The following is a 20471-nucleotide window of genomic DNA, read 5'->3' as shown; positions in this document are numbered from 1 at the left end:
CACACACATGCACCAGCGCCAGCCCCGCCCCGCCAGGACGGGCTTCCCCCTGCTCACCTCGCAGGCCGGCATCCACTACGCGCAGCAACTCGCCCCTGCCAGTGCCGCGTTCCAGACGGCCGACCGCGTCGAGATCACCGGACCTCTCGACACGGATCTCTTCGTCCGCGCGCTGCGGCAGGCCGTCGAGGAGGCGGACACCCTCCGGCTGCGGGTGTGTGCCGAGGACGAAGACGAGCCGTCGCAGGAGGTCGTACCGCTGGGGCCCGAGTGGCGGCCCGAGGTGCTCGATCTGCGTGCGGCCGACGACCCCGACGCCGGGGCCGAGGCGTGGATGCGTGCCGATCTCGCCGTACCCGCCGACCTCTCGTACGCGCCCGCGCTCATGACGCAGGCCCTCATACGGGTCGCCGATGACCGTCACTGGTGGTACCAGCGTGTGCACCATGTCGCCGTCGACGCCTACGCGCTGCGGCTCGTCGGCACCCGGGTGGCCGAGCTGTACACCGCACTCGCCACCGGACAGGCGCCCCCGGAACGGCAGTTCGCCGGGCTGCGGGAACTCGTCGCCGAGGAGCGCGCGTACCTCGACAGCGACCAGTACACCGCCGACCGCGCCTTCTGGGCCGAGCGGATGGCCGGGCACACCACGCCGGCCACGCTCGCCGAACGGGCCGGGGCCGACGGGGACGAGGCCGGCCGTACCGGATCGGGCGGCGGCGCGACCGCCGGGGACGCGCTGCTGCGCCGGGCCGTCACGCTGCCCGCGGCCACTTTCGAACGGTTCACGCGCGCGGCGGCTTCCGTCAAGGCGACCTGGGCCGAGCTGGTGCTCGCCGCCACCGCCGGGTATCTCCACCGCCACACCGGAGCACCCGAGGTCGTCCTCGGCCTCCCCGTCACCAACCGGCGCGGTCCCGCCGCGCTGCGTACGCCGGCGATGACCGTCAACGTGCTGCCCCTGCGCCTCACCGTCAGCCCGTACGACACCGGGGCCGCGCTGCTGCGCCGCGTCGTTCTCGAAGTGCGGGCCGTCCGCCGCCATCAGCGCTATCCGCAGGCCGCGCTGCGCCGCGATCTCGCGCTCGGCGCCGCCGGGTCGCCGCTCACGGGGCCCATGGTCAACATCAAGGCGTTCGAGGACGGGCTCGACCTCGGCGGCCTGCCCTGCACCCTGCACAATCTCGCCGCCGGGCCCGTCGAAGACCTCGCCTTCGGCGCGGCACCCACGGCCGAAGGCGGCCTGCGCCTCACCCTCGACGGCAACGCGCACCGCTACGACGACGCCGCGCTCGCCCGGCACGAACGCCACCTGCTCCGCTACCTCGACGGACTCGCCGCGCTCCTCCTGCACGACCCCCAGTCCCCCGTCGGCACCCTGGACCTCCTCTCCCCCGCCGAGGTGGCCGCCGCCACAACGGGGCGTACGGAGCCGGACGTTCAGCTCACGCTCCCCGAGGTGTTCGCCGCGCGGGCAGCGCGCTCGCCCGACGAGGTCGCGGTGCGCGCGAGAGGTACCGCGCTCACCTTCGCCGGTCTTGACGCCTCGGCGAACCAACTCGCGCACCACCTCGTCGGGCTCGGCGTCGGGCCCGAGAGACCCGTGGCGCTCGCGCTGCCACGCCGCGCGGAGATGGTGGTGGCGCTGCTCGCCGTGCTCAAGGCAGGCGGCGTGTGCCAGCCGCTCGACCTCGGGCACCCCGCGGCCCGTACGCGGGCCGTGCTGGACGACGCGGCGCCCGTCTGCGTGCTGGGCACCGGCGCCTCCCTCGGCGCGCTGCCCCCGCACGGTGCCACGGCCGTCGCGGTGGACGACCCCGACACCGTCATCTCGCTGGCCGCGCTGCCCACCGTCGCGCCGCCCCGCCGGCCCGCGCCGCGCGACGCCGCCTACCTCATCCACACCTCGGGTTCGACGGGTCGCCCCAAGGGTGTCGTCGTCACCCACGCCTCGCTCGCCAACCTCCTCGCGGGGCACGGCGAGGACCATGTCGCGCCCGCAGCCGCACGGGTCGCCGCGCGCACCGGGCGGCGCCGGATGCGGGTCGCGCACAGCGCCTCGTTCGCCTTCGACGCCTCGTGGGACCCGCTGCTGTGGATGTGCCACGGCCATGAGCTGCATCTGCTCGACGAGACCACCTACCGCGATCCCGCGCTGCTCGCCGCGTACGTGGACGAGGAGCGCGTCGACTACCTCGACGTCACGCCCTCGTACGCCGAAGCGCTCGTCGCCGAAGGCCTGTTGGAGGACACGCGTCACCGGCCCGCCGTCGTGGTCGTGGGCGGAGAGGCCGTCTCGGCACCCCTGTGGGAGCGGCTCACCTCCACGGACGGTGTGCACGCGATCGACCTGTACGGGCCGACCGAGACGACCGTCGACGCGTTCTACTCCCTCGCCTCGGGCGGTGGCCCCGTACGGGGTTCGCGCGTCTACGTCCTCGACACGGCGCTGCGGCCCACGCCGCCCGGGGTGCCGGGTGAGCTGTACGTCGCGGGGCCCTGCCTCGCGCGTGGCTATCTCGGGCGGCCCGACCTGACCGCCGAACGCTTCGTCGCCGATCCGTACGGGCCGCCGGGCTCCCGTATGTACCGCACGGGCGACCTCGTACGCCGTCGTGCCGACTCGTCGCTGGAGTTCCTGGGCCGCGCCGACGACCAGCTCAAGATCCGCGGATTCCGCGTCGAACTGGGCGAGATCCAGGCCACGTTGGCCGCCCACCCCGATGTCGCCGAGGCCGCTGTCATCGCCCGCGACGGGCGGCACGGCAAGCGGGTACTGGCGTATGCGGTCCTCGCCACCGACCACGTGTCCGGGACCCGTGACGGGGCGACCGGCCGCACGCCGGCCCACCCCCTCGACTCCGACCCGGCCGACGCGGGGGACGGCACCGCCGGGTACGAGTCCGGCGGTCGCCCGCCGTCGCGGCGGGAAGAGGGGGCGGGCCACGCCTCCCGTAGCTCGCCGTCGCGGCGGCACGAGGGGGACGGCGACACCTCGCCACACCCCCTCACCCCGACCACCGGCCACGCCCGGAACGGCACCGCCGACCACCAATCCGCCGATAACTCGCCGTCGCGGCGGGAAGAGGGGGCGGGGCGCGCGTCCGGTAGATCGCCGGGGGTGCAGGGGGGTGTGGGGGCCGGGTTGCGGGCGTATCTCGCCGGGGTGTTGGCGGGGCATATGGTGCCGGAGGCCGTCGTGGTGGTGGGGGAGCTGCCTCGGACGGTGCATGGGAAGTTGGATGCGGGGGCGCTGCCGGAGCCGGAGGGGCCGGGCGGTGGGAGTGCGGTGGGCGTGGCCGTGGCCGATCCCTTGGTGGGGATCGTGTGCGGGATGTTCGCCGAGGTGCTGGGGCTGGAGGACGAGCCGTCGGCCGACGCCGGGTTCTTCGAGCTGGGCGGGCACTCGTTGCTCGCCGGGCGGCTCGCGGCGCGGGTGCGGGGGCAGTTGGGGGTGGCGGCCGGGATCGCCGATGTGTTCCGGCACCCGTCACCGCGTGCGCTGGCCGCTTTCGTACGGGGTGGGGAGGGCGACCGGGCCGCCGCGATCGTGCCGTTGGGGCGTGCGGCGGGTGGTACGACGTTGCCGCTGTCGTCGGCGCAGCAGCGGCTGTGGTTCCTGGACCGGCTGGAGGGGCCCAGCGCGACGTACAACATCCCGCTGGTGCTCACCCTTGAGGGGGCGCTGGACGAGGGGGCGTTGGAGGCCGCGCTCGCGGATCTGTGCGCGCGGCACGAGACCCTGCGCACCGTGTATCCGGCGGGGGACGGTGAGCCGTGTCAGCTGGTCCTCGCGGCGGACGACGAGCGGGCCCGGCCCGTCCTGCATGTCGCGGGGCCGGGCACCGGCCTGGCGGAGGCCGTACGGCACACGTTCGACCTGGCGGCCGAACCGCCGCTGCGGGTCACCCTGTTCAGAGGTGAGGGGCCCGATGGCACAGCCACAGCCACGGACACGGGCACAGGCGCGGGCGCAGGCACAGCCACAGGCGCCGGCACCGGCACCGGCACCGGCATGCGCGAGGGCCCCGGCCAGGAACCGCACACGTTGCTCGTCCTGCTGCACCACATCGCGGGTGACGGTGCGTCCACGACGCCGTTGACCCGTGATCTGGCGACGGCGTACGCCGCACGTGCGGCGGGCCGTGTGCCGGAGTTCGAGGCGTTGCCGGTGCAGTACGCGGACCACGCGGCGTGGCAGCGCGAGGCGCTGGGCACGCCTTCGGCGCCGACCCCGCGGGCGAAGGAACTGCTGGCGTACTGGAAGCACGCGCTGGCCGGGCTGCCGGACGAGCTGGAGCTGCCCGTCGACAGGCCGCGTCCCGCCGTCGCCTCGGCGGCGGGTGACACGGTGCCGTTCACGCTGGGTGCCGAGGCGCACCGCGCGCTGCGGCGGCTGGCCCGTGGGGCGGGTACGAGCGTGTTCATGGCCGTACAGGCGGGCCTGGCAGCGCTGTTGACGCGGCACGGCTGCGGCACGGACATCCCGGTGGGCTCTCCGGTGGCGGGCAGGGACGTGGACGGGGAGCAGACGGCCGGCCTCGTCGGCTTCTTCACCAACACCGTCGTCCTGCGCACCGACACCTCGGGCGACCCGGACTTCCGTACGCTGCTGGACCGCGTACGCACCACGACGCTCGCCGCCTACGAGCATGATGCGCTCCCCTTCGACCACCTGGTCGAGGAGCTGAACCCGCGGCGTTCGCTGGCCCGGCATCCGCTCTTCCAGACGATGCTGGCGTGGCAGTCGGTGCCGGACACGGAGTTCGCGCTGGCGCCGGGGGTGCGGGCGCGGATGACGGCGGTGCCGTCGGGCACGGCGAAGTTCGACCTGACGCTGAACGCGGGCGAGCTGCCGGGCGGCGGGATATCCGGGTTCCTGGAGTTCCGCACCGACCTGTTCGACCGTGCGACGGCGCGGGCACTCGCCGACCGGCTGGCGCGGCTGCTCACCGCGGCGGCCGAGCGGCCGGACATCCCGCTGGGGCTGCTGCCGCTGCTCGGTGCCGGGGAGTGGCGCCGCGTGCTGGTGGAGGACAACCAGCAGGAGGGCGCCGCCACCTCGGAGCCGGCCACGCTGCCGGAGAGGTACGAGGAGGCGGCGCGGCGGCATCCTGAGCGTACGGCCGTCACCTGTGCGGGCGTCTCGCTCACGTACGCCGAACTGTCCGCACGCGCACGCCTGTTGGCGAGGCGGCTGGCGGGGCGCGGGATCGGCCCTGGCGACATCGTGGCGCTGGCGCTGCCGCGCTCGCCCGAACTGGTGACGGGGCTGCTGGCGGTGTCGCTGTGCGGGGCCGCCTATCTGCCGCTTGACCCGGACTACCCGGCCGACCGGCTCGCGTACATGCTGGAGGACGCGGCTCCGGCGGCCCTCGTCACGGACACGGCGACGGCCCCGGGGCTGCCCCCGCACACACTGCCGGTCATCGCCGTGGACGCGCGCGACGGCGAGGAGACGACGGACATCGGCACGGGCACGGGCGCGGGGACGGGCACGGACACGGGGACGGGCACGGGCCATGCGGAGGGTGCTCGCACCGAAGAGGCTCGTCCCGCCGGCCCGCTCGCGCAGCGGGAGCGCACCCGGCCGCTGACGCCCGCCGACCCCGCGTACGTCATCTACACCTCCGGCTCGACGGGCCGGCCCAAGGGTGTCGTCGTCACGCACGACAACGTGACGCGGCTGCTCACCTCGACCGACCACTGGTTCGGCTTCGGCGAGGAGGACGTGTGGACGCTGTTCCATTCCTACGCGTTCGACTTCTCCGTGTGGGAGCTGTGGGGCGCGCTGCTGTACGGCGGCAAGATCGTGGTCGTTCCGCATGTGACCAGCCGCGATCCGCGCGCCTTCCTGCGGCTGCTGGTGGCCGAGGGCGTGACCGTCCTCAACCAGACGCCGTCGGCCTTCTACCAGCTCGCGGCGGCCGACCGCGAGGAGCCCGGGCACCAACTGGCCCTGCGCTACGTCGTGTTCGGCGGCGAGGCGCTGGAGCTGGGGCGGCTCGCCGACTGGTACGAGCGGCACGCTGACGACGCGCCGACGCTGGTGAACATGTACGGGATCACCGAGACGACCGTGCATGTCTCCTACCTCGCGCTGGACCGCGCGACCGCCGCGGGCTCCACCTCCAGCGCCATCGGCGTCAACCTCCCCGACCTGCGCGTGTACGTCCTCGACGACCGTCTCCAGCCGGTGCCGCCCGGCGTGACCGGCGATATGTACGTCGCGGGGCGCGGAGTGGCGCGGGGCTACCTGGGGCGGCCGGCGCTGACCGCGACCCGTTTCGTGGCCGACCCGTACGCGCACCTGTTCGGGGAGAGCGGGGCACGCATGTACCGCTCGGGCGACCTCGCGCGGCGCGGGGCCGACGGCACGCTCGACTACTTCGGGCGTGCCGACCAGCAGGTGAAGCTGCGTGGCTTCCGTATCGAACTGGGCGAGATCGAGGCCGTGTTGGCCGCGCACCCGTCGGTCGCCGACGCGGCAGTCGTCGTACGGGAGGACGTGCCGGGCGACCGGCGGCTCGTCGGTTACGCCGTACCCGCGAGCGCGCGGGCCCCCGGCGGCACGCCCGACCCCGGCGCACCCGGCCCGGGCACGGGCTCCGGCACGCCCGGCGGCCCGCTCGACCCCGCCGAACTGCGCGCACACGCGGCGCGCGAGCTGCCCTCGCACATGGTGCCCGCCGCACTCGTGCCGCTCGACCGGCTCCCCCTCACCAGCAACGGCAAGCTGGACCGCAAGGCGCTGCCCGCGCCCGAGCGGCCCGCGTCGACGGGGCACGGCAGAGCGCCGCGCACACCGCGCGAGGCGCGACTGTGCGGGATCTTCGGCGAGGTGCTGGGGCTGCCGGGCGGTCATGAGGCGCGAGTCTCGCCCGAGGACAACTTCTTCGAGCTGGGCGGGCACTCGCTGCTCGCCGTACGGCTCGCGGCGCGCGTGGAGGCGACGTTCGGCAGGGAGGTCTCCATCGGCACGGTCTTCAGCGCGCCCACCCCCGCTGCGCTGGACGCCGCGCTGGAGGCCGAGCGGCACGAGGACCCGCTCGACGTGCTGCTGCCGCTGCGCCGCGCCCGCGAGGGCGACCGCGCCCCGCTGTTCTGCGTGCACCCGGCGGGCGGACTGAGCTGGTGCTACGCGAGCCTGATCCGCGAACTGCCCGCCGACGTACCGCTGTACGGGCTCCAGGCGCGGGGCGTCGGCCACGCGACGGCGGGCGAGCCACTGCCCGGCACGCTGGAGGAGCTGGCAGCGCACTATGCCGCCCGCCTGCGCGAGGTGGCGCCCTCGGGCCCGTACCGGCTGCTGGGCTGGTCGACGGGCGGCATCATCGCGCACGCGATGGCGGCGCACCTCCAGGAGACGGGGCACGAGGTGGAGCTGCTCGCCGTCCTCGACGCGTATCCGGCCGAGGGCTTCCGCGAGCTGCCGGAGGCGGACGAGCCGGAGGCGCTGGAGTCGCTGCTGACCATGGGCGGTTACGGGCCCGACAGCCTGGAGGGCGAGCCGCTGACCCTGGACGGCGTCGTCGCCGTGCTGCGCCGCGAGGGCAGCCCGCTCGCCGCACTGCCGCGCCCCACCGTGGAGGCACTGCGCGACATCTACCTCAACACCAACCACCTGGTACGGGGCTACGACCACCGGCGCTTCCGGGGTGACGTGCTCTTCTTCCGCGCCACGGTCGACACGGTCGACGAGGCGCTGACCCCGGAGACCTGGGCACCGTACGTCTCAGGCCGCATCGACAACACGGATGTCGCCTGCGCGCACAAGGACATGACGCTGCCCGAACCGATCGCGCGGATAGCCCGCGTGGTCACCGACCGGCTGACCGAGCTGGAAGACCCGAAGCAGCCGAACAGGCCGAAGTAGCCGAACAGGCCGCAGAAGCTGAACAAGCCGAAGAAGCCGAAGAAGCTGGAGAAGTGAGCGCCCCGATGAGTGAGACGCGTACGTCACCTGAGACGCGTACGGCCGGTGCGCCGGCGGGCAATCCGTTCGACGCCGACGGGGAGAACGACACCTTCCTCGTGCTGGTGAACCGGGCCGGGGAGCACTCCCTGTGGCCCGAGTTCGCCACCGTGCCCGAGGGCTGGTTCACGGTGTACGGGCCGTGCCGCCGCCAGGAGGCCCTGGACCGGATCGTCGCCCCGTGAGCCCACTGCGCAGCAAGCGGGCCGCCGTCGTGATCGTCTACACGGCCGCCATGTGCATGAACGGGCTGGACTCCACGATCGTCAACCCGGCCCTGTTCAGCATCGCGAAGGACTTTGGGCAGCCGGTCTCGGCGGCGAACACGGTGGAGACGGCGTTCCTCGTCGCGCTCGCGCTGGCGCTGCCCGTCGCCGGCTGGCTCGGCGACAGATACGGCACCAAGCGGGTCTTCCTCCTCTCCCTGGCCGCGTTCACCGCGGCCTCCGCCGCGTGCGGACTCGCGCAGAACCTGCCGTGGCTGGTGGTGGGGCGCGGCGTGCAGGGGCTGGCCGGCGGGCTGCTGACGCCGGTCGGCATGACGCTGCTCTTCCGCGCCTTCCCGCCGCACGAGCGGCTGAAGCTGTCCAAGGTGCTGATCGTGCCGACGGCGCTGATGCCCGCGCTCGGCCCGCCGCTGGGCGGCTTCCTGACCGAACACCTCTCCTGGCACTGGCTGTTCTTCGTGAACGTCCCCGTCGGCGCAGCCGCCGTGCTGCTGGGCGCCTTCGGCCTGCGCGAGCATGTCGAAGGCACGGAGGGCCCCTTCGACCGTACGGGCTTCTGGCTGGCGACACCCGCGCTCGGACTGCTCACGTACGCGCTCGGCTTCGGCCCCTCGTACGGCTGGACGCACCCCGTTGTCACGGTGAGCGCACTGCTGGGCGCCGTGCTCGGGGTGGCAGCCGTGGCACACCAACTCCGCGCCCGTACACCGCTGTTGAAGCTGCGCCTGCTGTCCGACCGCGTCTACGGCGCGGCCTCCGCGCTCTCCGTACTGACCGCCGCAGGGCTGATGGGCGTGCTGTTCGTCTTCCCCCTGCTCCACCAGGCGGTCCTGGGCGCCTCGGCACTGGACGCCGGCCTGTCCGTCTTCCCCGAGGCCCTCGGTCTGATGCTCGCCTCGCAGGTCGTCGACCGCCTGCTGCCCCGCCTGGGCCCCCGCCTCCTGGTGGTGCCCTCGCTGCTGCTGGCCGCGTGCGTCTTCGCCGCGCTGGCCGTACCTGGCGTCGCGGAGAACGAATGGGCCGTACGGGCCCTGATGTTCGCGATCGGCGTCGTGCTGGGTACGGCGGTCCTCACGCTCCAGATCGCCGGGTTCGCCGACATCACCCCCGCCGACACGGGGCACGCCATGGGCCTCTTCCAGATCCTGCGCACCCTGGGCGGCGCCCTCGGCATCGCCGCCTGCGCCGCCGTCATCGGCGGCGGCCACGTCCACCAGGCCCAGGGCCCAGGCCCCTACCGCGCGGCGGTGTGGGTCACGGCAACCCTCGTGGCACTGGGTGCCCTGGTCGCCCTCCGCCTCCCGAGCACGGCGCCGGGACCGCCCCCCTTCGAGGACGAGGCGCCACCTTCCGACGGCGGGGAGGCACTGCCTGCCGACGAGGCGCCGCCTTCCGACGGCGGGGAGGGCGACCCCGTGGAGCCCGAGGTGGGAGGGAAGGAAGCTACCGCCAAGGGATGACCCATCGTGGAGGTGACCTGGGTACGATCGGCCCGCAGCTCAACCACTGCGTGTCACACGGGGGATGTACATGTTCGGGATCGTCAGGCCCTGCTCTCACCACCTGCCCAAGCAGCTCATGTCCGAGTGGATGGCGCACCTGTGCGGGCTCTGTCTCGCACTGCGCGGCGACCACGGACAGTTCGCGCGGATCGTCACCAACTACGACGGGCTGCTGGTGTCCGTGCTGACGGACGCGCAGTCCGGCGAGGCGGGACGCTCCCGCCGCACCGCAGGGCCCTGCCCGCTGCGCGGCATGCGTACCGCCTCGGTCGCCCAGGGAGAGGGCGCGCGGCTGGCGGCCTCCGTCTCCCTCGTACTCGCCTCAGCGAAGGTGCGCGACCACATCGAGGACGGCGACGGTGCGCTGCGCCGCCGCCCGATCGCCGCAGCCGCGCGCCGGATAGCCGCCGGCTGGGACCGCGCGGGCGCGCACACCGGGGGCGCCGTCGGCTTCGACACCGCCGTACTGGTCGAGGCGGTCGCGCGGCAGGGCGGCGTCGAACGCCTCGCGGGCCATGGGACGCCGCTGACCGTAGTCACCGAACCGACCGAGGCGGCCACCTCGGCGGCCTTCGCGCACACCGCGCACCTCGCGGGCAGGCCGGGCAACGCGGAACCCCTCGCCGAAGCGGGCCGCCTCTTCGGGCGCCTCGCGCACCTCCTGGACGCCGTCGAGGACCGCGAAGCCGACGCGAGCGAGGGCGCCTGGAACCCCCTCACCGCCACCGGCACACCCCTCAGCGAGGCACGCAGACTGTGCGACGACGCGCTGCACGGCATCCAACTGGCCCTGAAGGACGTCCAGTTCGCCGACAGCAAGCTGGCGCACATGCTCCTGGTGCACGAGCTGCGCCGCTCCGTCGACCGCGCCTTCGGCACCACGGCCTGCGCCCACACCCCGGCCCACGCCCGCCAGGGCGAGGGGGCACCCGGGCCCGGAGGGCAGGGCAACGGCCCGTACCCGTACGGCCAGGCACCGCCCCACCTCAACGGGCCCCGCACCCCCTACGAAGGAAACCCGTACGACGGCGGCCCGGGACCCGGCGGATTCGGCCCCAGCCCCGGCAACTTCGACCCCGCCGGCCCCGCCGGCCCCGCCGGCCCCGGCGGCCCGGGCGGTTTCGGTCCGGGAGGCCCGGGAGGCCCCGGCGGCCCCACGGGCGGCGACCCGCACCGGCCGCGCCGCAGCCGCGGGTTCCTCGGGGGATGCGGCGCCGCGCTGGCGCTGTGCTGCACATGCAAGGTGTGCTGCGCCGAGGAGTACGAGGGCGCCTGGTCGGTCAAGAAGCGCGAGGGCTGCTGCCACAAGTGCAAATGCTGCGAGGTGTGCGAGTGCTGTGAGTGCTGCGCCTGCGACTGCTGACACCGGCGCCTCGCGCGGCCCAGTACGGGACGCGCGGGGCACCGCACATCAGTCGGCGCTTCAGCCGACGCCTCAGTCGGCACCTCAGTTGACGCTTCAGCCGACACCTCGGTCAGCGACCAGCCGGTACTTCAGCCGGTCGGCGGCCAGTTCCTGATGTGCTTGGGGCGCGGCGGCGCGTAGGTGCGGACCTTCGAAGTGGTGAGCCCCAGCCGTACGAGGGACTCGGCGACGGTGACGGCAGCGGCGACGCCGTCCACCACGGGCGCCCCGGTACGCGCGACGACACGTTCGGCGAGCCCCGACATGCCGCCGCAGCCCAGGCAGATGACCTCGGCCCTGTCGTCCTCGACGGCCCGTACGGCCTGCTCGGCGATGGCCTCGACGGCGGCCTCCGGGTCACGTTCCAGATCGAGAACGGCCATGCCGCTGGCCCGTACGGAGGCGCAGCGGTCGGTGAGACCCGCGAGCTTGAGCCGGTCCTCGATGAGCGGCACGGTGCGGTCGAGGGTGGTGACGACGGAGTACCGGTGACCGAGGTACTGCGCCGTGGAGGCAGCCGCCTCGGTGATGTCCACGACGGGCACGTCCAGCAGCTCCTGAAGCCCCTCGCGCCCGTGCTCGCCGTAACCGGCCTGGATGACGGCGTCGTACGGCTCCGGGTACGCGCGCACGGTCTCCATCACGGCGACGGCCGCGAGGTAGCTCTCGTAGTTGCCCTCGACGGACTCGGCTCCGAAAGCGGGCGTCAGCGGCACGATCTCGGTGCCCGGCGCCGCGACGGCGGCGGCCTGCGCGCCGATGCTCCTGGTCATCGACTCGGTGGTGTTGACGTTGGCGACAAGGATGCGCATGGGGCGGTCTCTCTGTGCGGGCGCGCGGAACGCGCTTGTGTGGGGCCGCGTTGTGCGGGCGCGGCCTACGCGCTCGGTACGGCGATGGCCTCGCCGTCCACGTCCTCGTAGGGCCGCGGGCTGCCCTTGAAGGCGAGGTACAGCAGCCCGGCCAGCACGGCGCCGATGAACCACGAGAACCCGGACACGGCCTCGAAGAAGGGCACCAGCGCGAGGACGACCGCGATCGCGGCCGAGGGGACGAAGGCGCCGACCGCCTTCGGGTTGACGCCGCGCCGGTAGTGGTAGGCGCCGGCCGGGTCCTCCGTATAGAGATCGGGCACGTTGACCTTGGTCTTCCTGATCACCCAGTAGTCGGCCATGACGATGCCGAAGACGGGCCCGAGCAGCGCTCCGAGGCCGCCGAGGAAGTAGGAGACGACCACGGGACTGTCGTAGAGGTTCCAGGGGAGGATGACCAGGCCGATCAGGGCGCTGATGATCCCGCTGCGGCGGAAGGTGAGCGTGCGCGGGAAGAGGTTGACCAGCATGTAGACGGGCGCGACGAAGTTGGCCATCAGATTGACCGCGATCGTCAGCACGATCAGCGCCAGCGAGGCGGCGGCCAGCAGGATCATGCTGGGGATCGTGCGCACGATGTCGGCCGGGTTGGTGACGATCTCGCCGTTCAGCGTGAACTGCGCGCCGCTGAGCACGACGACGATGCCGGCGAAGAACAGCATGTTGAGCGGGATGCCGATCAGGTTGCCGCGCACGATCGCACGGTTGCTCTTCGCGGAGCGGGTGAAGTCGCAGAAGTTCAGTACGAACGTGCCGTAGATGACGACCCACAGGGCCGACGCCTCCAGGATGTGCAGCCAGCGCGTACCGCCCGTGAACGGGTCTCCCGCCGAGACGGCGATGGAGCCGTCCGCCTTGACGAACATCCAGACGGCCAGCGCGAGCATGGTGAGCAGCACGGCGGGCGCCGCCAGTTCGATGTACTTGCGGATGACGTCCATGCCGAAGCTGACGATCACCACCTGCACGGCCCACAGCAGCAGGAAGGAACACCAGCCGAGGGTGGAGAGGCCGAGAAAGGAGTTGCCGTTCCAGGAGGCGAGCCCCGGTGCCATGGCCATCGCCAGCGTGGAGAGCACCACGGAGGCCAGGTAGGTCTGGATACCGAACCAGGCGATCGCCACGAACCCGCGCACCATGGCGGGGAGTTGGGCGCCCCTGATCCCGAACGAGATCCGGCTCATCACCGGGAACGGCACGCCCGTCCTGTGGCCCATGTAGCCGGAGAGGCACAGCAGGACGAACAGCAGCACCGACCCGAAGACGAACGCCAGCAGGATGTCCCACACGCTCATCCCGAGCGCGAACAGCCCGATCGCGAAGGCGTAGTTGCCCAGGCTGTGCACGTCGTTGCCCCACAACGTGAAGACGCTGTACGCGCCCCACTTGCGCCCTTCCTTCTTGGTGGGAGCGAGGTCATGACTGTAGAGCCGGGGGCTGGTCTCGACGACCGGGGCGATCGAGGTGTCCTGAGCCGTGGTCATCCGCTGCCACCCCTCATCATGATTCCGCGATGCGGAACCCGAATTCCCTTTGAGAGGTCGGACGTTACGGCCGTACGTCTGAGCAGGTCAATGGGTCGGCGCGGGAAGATCACCCCCGAGCGACACGAAGAGCCGCACCTGTCGGCCGGGCCCCTCACTCCAGGCGCGAGCCGCTCACTCCGCGCCCGAGCCGCACTGACACAGATCGTCAACTGATCGGCACTCACGGGGCTGGTCGCTGTGCCGGCCCTGCGTAGGCTTCCAAGGAAGCGGAAGCACCGTTCCACGAAGGCGGCAGGGCCGTTTCAAAGAGGCGGCGGCACCGCTTCAAAGGGGCGGCGGCGCGCATTCGCGCACTCCGTCCACTGCCGCGCCGAGCCTTCAGGCGCACCCACCCACGAGAGAAGGAAACACACCCATGCGCGCCCTTGTGGTCGATCACGGCGAGGCCGGACCCGTCCGGTTCGCCGATGTCGATGAGCCCGTGCCGTCCAGCGACGAGGCGTTGGTCGAGATACGGCACATCGCTCTCAACTTCGGAGAGCTGAATTACGTGCACCAGTGGCCGGCCGGGGCCGTGCACGGCCACGACGCGGCCGGCGTCGTGGTGCGCGCCGCATCCGACGGCTCGGGGCCGCCCGCAGGTACGCGCGTCGCGCTGGGAATGTCCGCCCACGCGTGGGCGGAACGGGTGGCGGTCAGTCCCGCCTCGCTCGGCACCGTCCCCGAGGGCGTGGACCTGGCCGACGGTGCCGCGCTGGGGATCGCCGGAGTCACCGCACTGCGGGTGCTGCGCAAGCGTGCACTGCTGGCGCGCGATGTCCTGGTCACCGGCGCCAGCGGGGGCGTGGGGCACTTCGCCGTCCAGTTGGCGGCGCTGGCGGGCGCCCGGGTGACGGCACTCGTGGGTTCGCCCGACCGGGCCGCCGGACTCCGCGAACTCGGGGCCGACAACGTCCTGAGCGACCTGGCCGGGACGGAGTGCCGGTTCGACCTCGTACTGGACACGGTCGGCGGTCCCCTGGTGGCCCAGGCGTGGAATCTTCTCGCCGAGGGCGGCACCATCCACGTGGTCGGTTACTCCTCGGGGCAGGACACCACGTTCCCGTCAGGAACCTTGTTTGGCTTCGGCGAACCCCGCAGCATCACCACCTACGGCGACATGACACCGACCAGCGGGGAACTGACAGACCTGCTGGGCCTCATGGCCGCCGGAAGGCTCTCGGCACCGGTCGGACTGCGAGGCGACTGGCAGGACGTGGACGACGCCGTCCGCGCACTGTTCGCGCGAAAGGTGCACGGAAAGATCGTTCTCGCCGTGACGTGACGCCCGCCGACGGACACGGCCTGACACCCGTCGACGGACGTGGTCCGCCCCTCGCCGACGGGCATGCTCTGCTCCTCGCCGACAGACGTGGTCTGCCCCTCACCGCCGACCATGGCCTGACCCCCGTCGACAAGAATGGACCGATGGACGTACTCACGGAGGCCATACGTGTATCGGGCGCGCGAGGGGCGCTCGGGGTCGTACTCAAGGCCGGAGGAACCTGGGGCCTGTGGCTGGACGCCTCTCCGGGAGCGGCACTGCACGTGGTGTCCCGCGGCACGATGTGGCTCCATGTCCCGGGCGGTAAACCCCTGGAGGTGCGGGCAGGAGACGCCGTCCTGTTGCCGCCGGGCACAGCGCACGGGATAGCCGGCGGGTCCGGTACGACGATGGGCCCCTGTGACCGGAAGGCGACGGCCCGGGCCCTCACCGACGGCAGCGCCCTGCATCTGGGCTCGACACCGGCGCAGACGGAAGTGCTCGTCCTGCGCTACGAGCAGGACCCGGAGGTGAGTACGCCGGTGCTCACCTCCCTCGTCCGCCCGATGCACGTCACGAGCCGGGAGAACGCACAGCTCAGAAAGACCGTCGAGCTTCTTACTGCGGAGCTGGCGCAGCCGCAGGCCGGCACCACCGCCGCCGTCAACAGCATCGTCGACCTTCTGCTCATCCAGTTCGTACGCGTCTGGCTGGCCCGCCACCCGGAGAAGCAGTCCGGCTCATGGCTGGCCGCGATGCGTGATCCGGTCGTGCGCGACGCCCTGGCATGTGTGCACGGCCGACCGGAACACCCCTGGACCACCGAGTCCCTTGCGGCCACGACCGCGGTCTCCCGAACGACTCTGTCCAGGCACTTCCGGTCAGCACTCGGACAGACGCCGGGCGCGTATGTGACGCAGTGGCGCATGGACCTGGCGTCCGTCCGGCTCCGCGACACCGACGAGCCGGTCGAGTCGATCTCCGGCGCGGTCGGCTACGCCTCTCCGCACGCCTTCAGCCGCGCCTTCCGACGTGCCCGCGGCATGCCCCCGGGCGAGTACCGCTCCCGTCTTCGCAAGCGCTCCAGGCAGATGATCACCGGCAACACCTGAGCCGCAGGTGCGGGCCGCGCAGGCTGCGGAACAAGACCAGAGCGATGGACGAGGAACGACGAGGAACGACAAGAAGCAACGAGGAGTGACGAGGAGCATCGAGAAGCGACGAGACAAAGCTCCTGGGACGCGCGCTCCTGACCGCTTACGCGTACGCGCTCCTGACCGCTTACGCGTAAGGCACGAACTCCGGACCGGCTCGGTGGTGGCGACCGGTTCACGATTCCATGAATTCACGATCTCGTGTACTGTCTCCTTCCATGCTGACCCTCGCAACCGACCTCGAAGCGCTGACCCGGTTCGGCCGGGCGCTGGCCGACCCGATCCGCTGCCGGCTGCTGCTCGCGCTGCGCGACGCACCGGCCTACCCCTCCGACCTCGCCGAGACGCTCGGCATCTCGCGGACCCGGCTGTCCAACCAGCTGGCGTGCCTGCGCGACTGCGGCCTGGTCGTCGCCGTACCCGAGGGACGCCGCAGCCGTTACGAGCTGGCCGACGCACGCCTCGGCCACGCACTCGACGACCTGCGCACCACCGTCCTCGCGGTCGCGGCGGACAAGACGTGCCCGGACGCGGAGACGAAGGGCTGCTGCTGAGATGGCGGCGGACACACGCCTCGACGTCCCGGCGGCCCCAGCCCGCCGGGACGTACTCGCGCGCCGCATACGCCTCCTGGTCGCGGCGACCATCACCTACAACGTCATCGAGGCGATCGCCGCACTCACCGCCGGAACCCTCGCCTCCTCCACCGCACTGATCGGCTTCGGCCTGGACTCGGTCATCGAGGTCTCCTCCGCAGCCGCTGTCGCCTGGCAGTTCTCGGCCCGCGACCACGCGGTACGGCAAGCGCGCGAGAGGGTCGCGCTGCGGATCATCGCGCTCTCGTTCTTCGTGCTCGCCGCGTACGTCACCCTCGACGCGGTCCGCGCACTGACCGGCGCGGGCGAGGCCGAACACTCCCCCGCCGGCATCGTGTTGGCGGCGCTGTCCCTGGCCGTGATGCCGTTCCTGTCGGCCGCCCAACGCAGGGCCGGCCGCGAGCTGGGCTCGGCATCGGCGGTGGCCGACTCCCAGCAGACCCTGCTGTGCACCTACCTGTCCGCCGTCCTCCTCCTCGGCCTCGTACTCAACTCCACCCTCGGCTGGTCCTGGGCCGACCCGATCGCAGCACTGGCCATAGCCGCCATCGCCCTCAAAGAAGGCCGCAACACCTGGCAGGGCAAGGGCTGCTGCGCCCCCTCCCACACCGCCACCCCGCTCCCCGAAACGACCCGGGAGACGGCCACGGAAACGACCCCGGAAACGGCCCGGGAAACGTGCGGCTGCCGCGCGGGCTGTGACGCGGGCTGCGGCTGCGGGCAGCAGGGCTGAACGCGCTACTCGGTGCGGAGTGCCGTGGCCGTACGCGCGCCGGCCGCCCAGCCGGCGGGGATCAGCGCGCCCAGTACCGCGATCACGACTCCGCCCAGTCCCAGCAGGAGCAGCTGAACAGGCTCGTACACATCGAGGACCGGCGACGGCATAGTGGTGCCTACGGCACGTCCCATCACCGGCATGACGAGGCTGTGCAGCGCGTACCCCGCCGGCACGCCGATCAGCCCGCCCATCACGCCGATCGCGGTCACCGAGGAGAGCACGAGGCTCATGGTCTGCCGTGGCGACATGCCGATCGCCTTGCAGACGCCCAGGTCGTGGATGCGTTCCCGGGTGTCCAGGACTACGGAGTTGAGTACGCCGAGGCCGGCCACGGAGACCAGCATCAGGGTGAGCAGCACTGCCATCGCGGACATGATGAGGATGACGCCCTCCTGCCCCGAGGGGGCGTTGGTCGTGGCGTCGCCGCCCAGTGGCCGTATGACCGCGCCGACCTTCTGGGCGTACTCGTCGGCTGAGAGGCCGGTCTTCACCTCGACGAGGAAGGTACTGGGCTCGGCCGAAGCGAAGTTCGCCATGTCCATGTGGATCTCCAGCTGGCTGCCCGAGGTGTCGAAGGACTCGCCCACGATCCGCAGGTTCGCGGTCTCCTTCTCGTAGGTCACCCGCACCTTGTCACCGACCTTGGTGCTGGTCCTTTCCAGGAAGCGCGTGGGTACCACGACCTGCCCTGTACCGGTGATCCAGTGCCCGGAAATCATCTCGTAGCCGCCCGAGCGCGAATCGCCGTCGTAGAGGCTGGCCTGAACCGAGCCCGAGGCCCCGGCCACGGCGACCTCGGTCTGGGCCTTGCCGTAGTACGAGCTGGTGCCCGCCTGCGACGTGATGGCAGATCGCACCTTCGCCGGGTCGGCAACCTTGAGTTCGGACGGGCTTGCCACGCTGCCGCCTGCGGGGGACGGCTTTGCCGCGCTGCCTCCCGCAGGAGGAGGTGGAGGGGGAGCGACGTTGTTCAGCTTGGTGGTCGTGACCGTGACCGCGGCACGGCCCTCGGGGTCCTGTGAGGTGCCGACCGCGGTAAGGGACGAGGTCAGCCCTACTGCGAAGGTTGCCGCGACCGTGCCGAACGCCACCGCGAGCAGCATTGCGAGGGTACGGACCGGATGTGTGAAGGGGGTGGCGAGACCGTAGGTCACCGGTCGCGGCAGCGGCAGCATCCCCATCGCCCGGTGTGCCCACTGGCCACGCCCTGTGCGCGGCGACCGGCCGACCGCGATGGCTTCGACCGTGCGCAGTCTTCCGGCCCGCAGTGCGGGAATCAGCGCCGCGAGCCCCACGATGACCAGGGCGGCGACCGGCACCGTGACGTCCACCCACCATGCAACCGAAAGCGAGACCGTGCCGTACACCGCCTCGGTGTCCGCCAGCAGCGGCACTGCCAGGAGGTTCCCCAGGACGACCCCCAGGGCGATGCCGGCACCGGCCGGAATCAGCGCCTGGGCCATGTAGGCGCGTACGACCTCGCGTGGGGTGAAGCCGATGGCTTTGAGTATGCCGATCCTGCGCAGGCTGGTGCCGACCGCACCACTGATCACACTGCTGACGATGATCACCGACATCAGGATGCCGAGCATGCCGAAAGCCATCACGAACGGAACGGTCGCCGCCGCACCCTGATCAGCGGCGCGTTTGGTATCCAGCCAGGACTGGGTACCCAGCAGCGCCCCGGACCCCACGGAGGCGGCGAGCTTCTTCCGGTCGGCGAGGATGCGCTCCTTCGTGCTCGCGGAGTCGAAGCGGTAGAGCATCTGAACCGTGCTCGGGCTGTCCTCCGACGCCAGCGCGTCGACCTGCGCGGGAGTCGCCCAGGAGTCGGCGGTCTTGCTGGCCGACACGGCGAAGCCGACGACCGAAAGAGTGGGGGCGTTCGCGGTGTGCGAAGCCTTCAGGCCGGCGCCGATCCCGATGGCGGGCCCCTCGAACGACGCGTCGAGTACGATCTCGCCCGGCTTCTGCGCCCACCGGCCGGACTTGAGGTCCACGCGGTCCACGTCGCCATCCGGTCCCGACCGCCCGACCAGGGTCAGCGTCGGCAGTTGAAAGCCGCCCTGATCCACCGGGCGGAACGCCGTGGACGGGTACGGCCCCGCGCTTGCGGTGACCCCGGCCAGCTTTCCGGTCTCTGCCAGCTGCGCCGCACCCGCCTTGGCCGGGTCGAACTGGGCGGTGATGTGTGCGCCCTGCTGTTTCCCGAAGGCGTGGTCGAAGGGCGCGGCAGCGGCGACCATCAGCGACCCGGCGACCACGGCCGACGCCACGGCCATCATCGTGGCCACGGCGATCACCGCTGTCTGCACCCGCCGCCGGCCCAGCCCGGAGCGTACGACCCGGCCCATCGCTGCGGTACCGAACAGGATCATCGGACGGCCTGCGCGTAGGAGTCGAGGGCGACGTGACCGTCGACCAGGTGGATGGAGCGGCTCGCGCATGCCTCCGCCAACGACAGGTCGTGCGTCACCAGCACGATGGTCTGTCCGGCGCGGTGCAGCTCCATCAGCAGATTGCGGACGTCGTGGCCCGAGACGGTGTCCAGCGCACCGGTGGGCTCGTCGGCGAGCAGCAGCGCGGGCCGGTTGACCAAGGCCCGGGCGACCGCGACCCGTTGGCGTTCGCCTCCGGACAGCCGGCCCGGGTAGGCGCGGGCATGCTTCTGGATGCCCAGCATTTCCATGAGCTCACCCGCGCGGGCCGCGGCCTTGCGCCGACTGGTTCCGGTCAGCTGGGCCGGGAGCTGGATGTTGTCGGTGACGGTGAGGTCGTCGAGGAGATTGAAGAACTGGAAGGCCATGCCGATGTGCTCGCGACGGAACTTGGCGAGGGCGTGCTCGCTCAGCTGGTCGATCCGTCGCCCGGCCACGGTCACGGCGCCTTCGGTCGGCTTGTCCAGGCCGGCGACGAGGTTCAGCAGCGTGGACTTGCCGCTGCCGGAAGGGCCCGTCACGGCGAGGGCCTCACCCTTGGCGACTCTGAGCGTGAGTGGTCCGAGCACCGGCGCCGCGCCTGCGCTGTCGTAGCGCTTCGCCACACCCTTCAGTTCGATCACTTGATGCATACGAGTTGTCCCGTCCTTGCGGTCGCGAGAGGCACCTGACGTTGCCGGTCCTGCGAACCTAGAAGTGCCGCGTAGGGGGCGCGTCGGCCGCGGAACCAACAA

General features: G+C 72.1%; 12 protein-coding genes. 8 read left to right on the top strand and 4 right to left on the bottom strand.

What is annotated here, in order from left to right; translation table 11 throughout:
- Nucleotides 1-7 precede the first annotated feature (7 nt).
- The 4 genes from NMN56_RS21105 to NMN56_RS21090 all read left to right on the top strand — a co-directional run bounded on the left by NMN56_RS21105 (nucleotide 8) and on the right by NMN56_RS21090 (nucleotide 11067).
- Complete coding sequence (locus tag NMN56_RS21105; protein ID WP_274041924.1) at nucleotides 8-7876, top strand: amino acid adenylation domain-containing protein; 7869 nt, start codon at nucleotides 8-10, stop codon at nucleotides 7874-7876.
- A gap of 65 nt (nucleotides 7877-7941) precedes the next feature.
- The gene (locus NMN56_RS21100) at nucleotides 7942-8160 is read left to right on the top strand and encodes an MbtH family protein (protein WP_274041925.1); all 219 of its coding nucleotides are present in this window, start codon (nucleotides 7942-7944) and stop codon (nucleotides 8158-8160) included.
- Nucleotides 8157-9662, top strand: a complete 1506-nt coding sequence (locus tag NMN56_RS21095; protein WP_274041926.1) for a DHA2 family efflux MFS transporter permease subunit — start codon at nucleotides 8157-8159, stop codon at nucleotides 9660-9662. The genes NMN56_RS21100 and NMN56_RS21095 overlap by 4 nt, the downstream gene beginning before the upstream one ends.
- 70 nt (nucleotides 9663-9732) lie before the next feature.
- The gene (locus tag NMN56_RS21090; RefSeq protein WP_274041927.1) at nucleotides 9733-11067 is read left to right on the top strand and encodes a DUF5685 family protein; all 1335 of its coding nucleotides are present in this window, start codon (nucleotides 9733-9735) and stop codon (nucleotides 11065-11067) included.
- 131 nt (nucleotides 11068-11198) lie between these two features.
- Here the strand turns inward: NMN56_RS21090 and NMN56_RS21085 are convergent, their stop codons facing one another.
- Together NMN56_RS21085 and NMN56_RS21080 are read right to left on the bottom strand one after the other, a co-directional pair.
- Nucleotides 11199-11921: an aspartate/glutamate racemase family protein gene (locus NMN56_RS21085; RefSeq protein ID WP_274041928.1), complete on the bottom strand. Its 723-nt coding sequence runs from the start codon at nucleotides 11919-11921 to the stop codon at nucleotides 11199-11201.
- A 65-nt stretch (nucleotides 11922-11986) separates the two neighbouring features.
- Complete coding sequence (locus tag NMN56_RS21080; protein WP_274041929.1) at nucleotides 11987-13465, bottom strand: NCS1 family nucleobase:cation symporter-1; 1479 nt, start codon at nucleotides 13463-13465, stop codon at nucleotides 11987-11989.
- A 418-nt stretch (nucleotides 13466-13883) separates the two neighbouring features.
- Here NMN56_RS21080 and NMN56_RS21075 point away from each other — a divergent pair, with 418 nt between their 5' ends.
- The 4 genes from NMN56_RS21075 (at nucleotide 13884) to NMN56_RS21060 (ending at nucleotide 17254) form a co-directional block, all read left to right on the top strand.
- On the top strand, nucleotides 13884-14792 hold the full coding sequence (locus NMN56_RS21075) for a zinc-binding dehydrogenase (protein WP_274041930.1): 909 nt from the start codon (nucleotides 13884-13886) through the stop codon (nucleotides 14790-14792).
- A gap of 143 nt (nucleotides 14793-14935) precedes the next feature.
- A complete protein-coding gene (locus NMN56_RS21070; RefSeq protein WP_274041970.1) occupies nucleotides 14936-15883 on the top strand; it encodes an AraC family transcriptional regulator in 948 nt (315 codons plus the stop codon).
- 260 nt (nucleotides 15884-16143) lie between these two features.
- Complete coding sequence (locus tag NMN56_RS21065; protein ID WP_274041931.1) at nucleotides 16144-16479, top strand: ArsR/SmtB family transcription factor; 336 nt, start codon at nucleotides 16144-16146, stop codon at nucleotides 16477-16479.
- A 1-nt stretch (nucleotide 16480) separates the two neighbouring features.
- On the top strand, nucleotides 16481-17254 hold the full coding sequence (locus tag NMN56_RS21060; RefSeq protein ID WP_274041932.1) for a cation efflux transmembrane domain-containing protein: 774 nt from the start codon (nucleotides 16481-16483) through the stop codon (nucleotides 17252-17254).
- 5 nt (nucleotides 17255-17259) lie between these two features.
- On the opposite strand, the gene NMN56_RS21055 is transcribed toward NMN56_RS21060, so the two are convergent.
- Nucleotides 17260-19677 carry an ABC transporter permease gene (locus NMN56_RS21055; RefSeq protein ID WP_274041933.1) on the bottom strand — a complete coding sequence of 806 codons (2418 nt, stop codon included), beginning with the start codon at nucleotides 19675-19677 and terminating at the stop codon, nucleotides 17260-17262.
- Nucleotides 19674-20369: an ABC transporter ATP-binding protein gene (locus NMN56_RS21050; protein ID WP_274041934.1), complete on the bottom strand. Its 696-nt coding sequence runs from the start codon at nucleotides 20367-20369 to the stop codon at nucleotides 19674-19676. Before NMN56_RS21050 ends, NMN56_RS21055 begins: the two co-directional genes overlap by 4 nt.
- Nucleotides 20370-20471: the final 102 nt, after the last annotated feature.

Origin of the sequence: Streptomyces iconiensis, from assembly GCF_028657195.3 — a bacterium.
GTDB lineage: Bacteria > Actinomycetota > Actinomycetes > Streptomycetales > Streptomycetaceae > Streptomyces > Streptomyces iconiensis.
The sequence above is the reverse complement of the archived record's forward strand: the minus strand, read 5'-3'. Positions and strand labels throughout refer to the sequence as shown.

Coding starts and splice junctions, on each gene's coding strand:
- NMN56_RS21105 (WP_274041924.1), top strand. CDS start 8: ATGCACCAGCGCCAGCCCCGCCCCGCCAGGACGGGCTTCCCCCTGCTC.
- NMN56_RS21100 (WP_274041925.1), top strand. CDS start 7,942: ATGAGTGAGACGCGTACGTCACCTGAGACGCGTACGGCCGGTGCGCCG.
- NMN56_RS21090 (WP_274041927.1), top strand. CDS start 9,733: ATGTTCGGGATCGTCAGGCCCTGCTCTCACCACCTGCCCAAGCAGCTC.
- NMN56_RS21085 (WP_274041928.1), bottom strand. CDS start 11,921: ATGCGCATCCTTGTCGCCAACGTCAACACCACCGAGTCGATGACCAGG.
- NMN56_RS21080 (WP_274041929.1), bottom strand. CDS start 13,465: ATGACCACGGCTCAGGACACCTCGATCGCCCCGGTCGTCGAGACCAGC.
- NMN56_RS21075 (WP_274041930.1), top strand. CDS start 13,884: ATGCGCGCCCTTGTGGTCGATCACGGCGAGGCCGGACCCGTCCGGTTC.
- NMN56_RS21070 (WP_274041970.1), top strand. CDS start 14,936: ATGGACGTACTCACGGAGGCCATACGTGTATCGGGCGCGCGAGGGGCG.
- NMN56_RS21065 (WP_274041931.1), top strand. CDS start 16,144: ATGCTGACCCTCGCAACCGACCTCGAAGCGCTGACCCGGTTCGGCCGG.
- NMN56_RS21060 (WP_274041932.1), top strand. CDS start 16,481: ATGGCGGCGGACACACGCCTCGACGTCCCGGCGGCCCCAGCCCGCCGG.
- NMN56_RS21055 (WP_274041933.1), bottom strand. CDS start 19,677: ATGATCCTGTTCGGTACCGCAGCGATGGGCCGGGTCGTACGCTCCGGG.
- NMN56_RS21050 (WP_274041934.1), bottom strand. CDS start 20,369: ATGCATCAAGTGATCGAACTGAAGGGTGTGGCGAAGCGCTACGACAGC.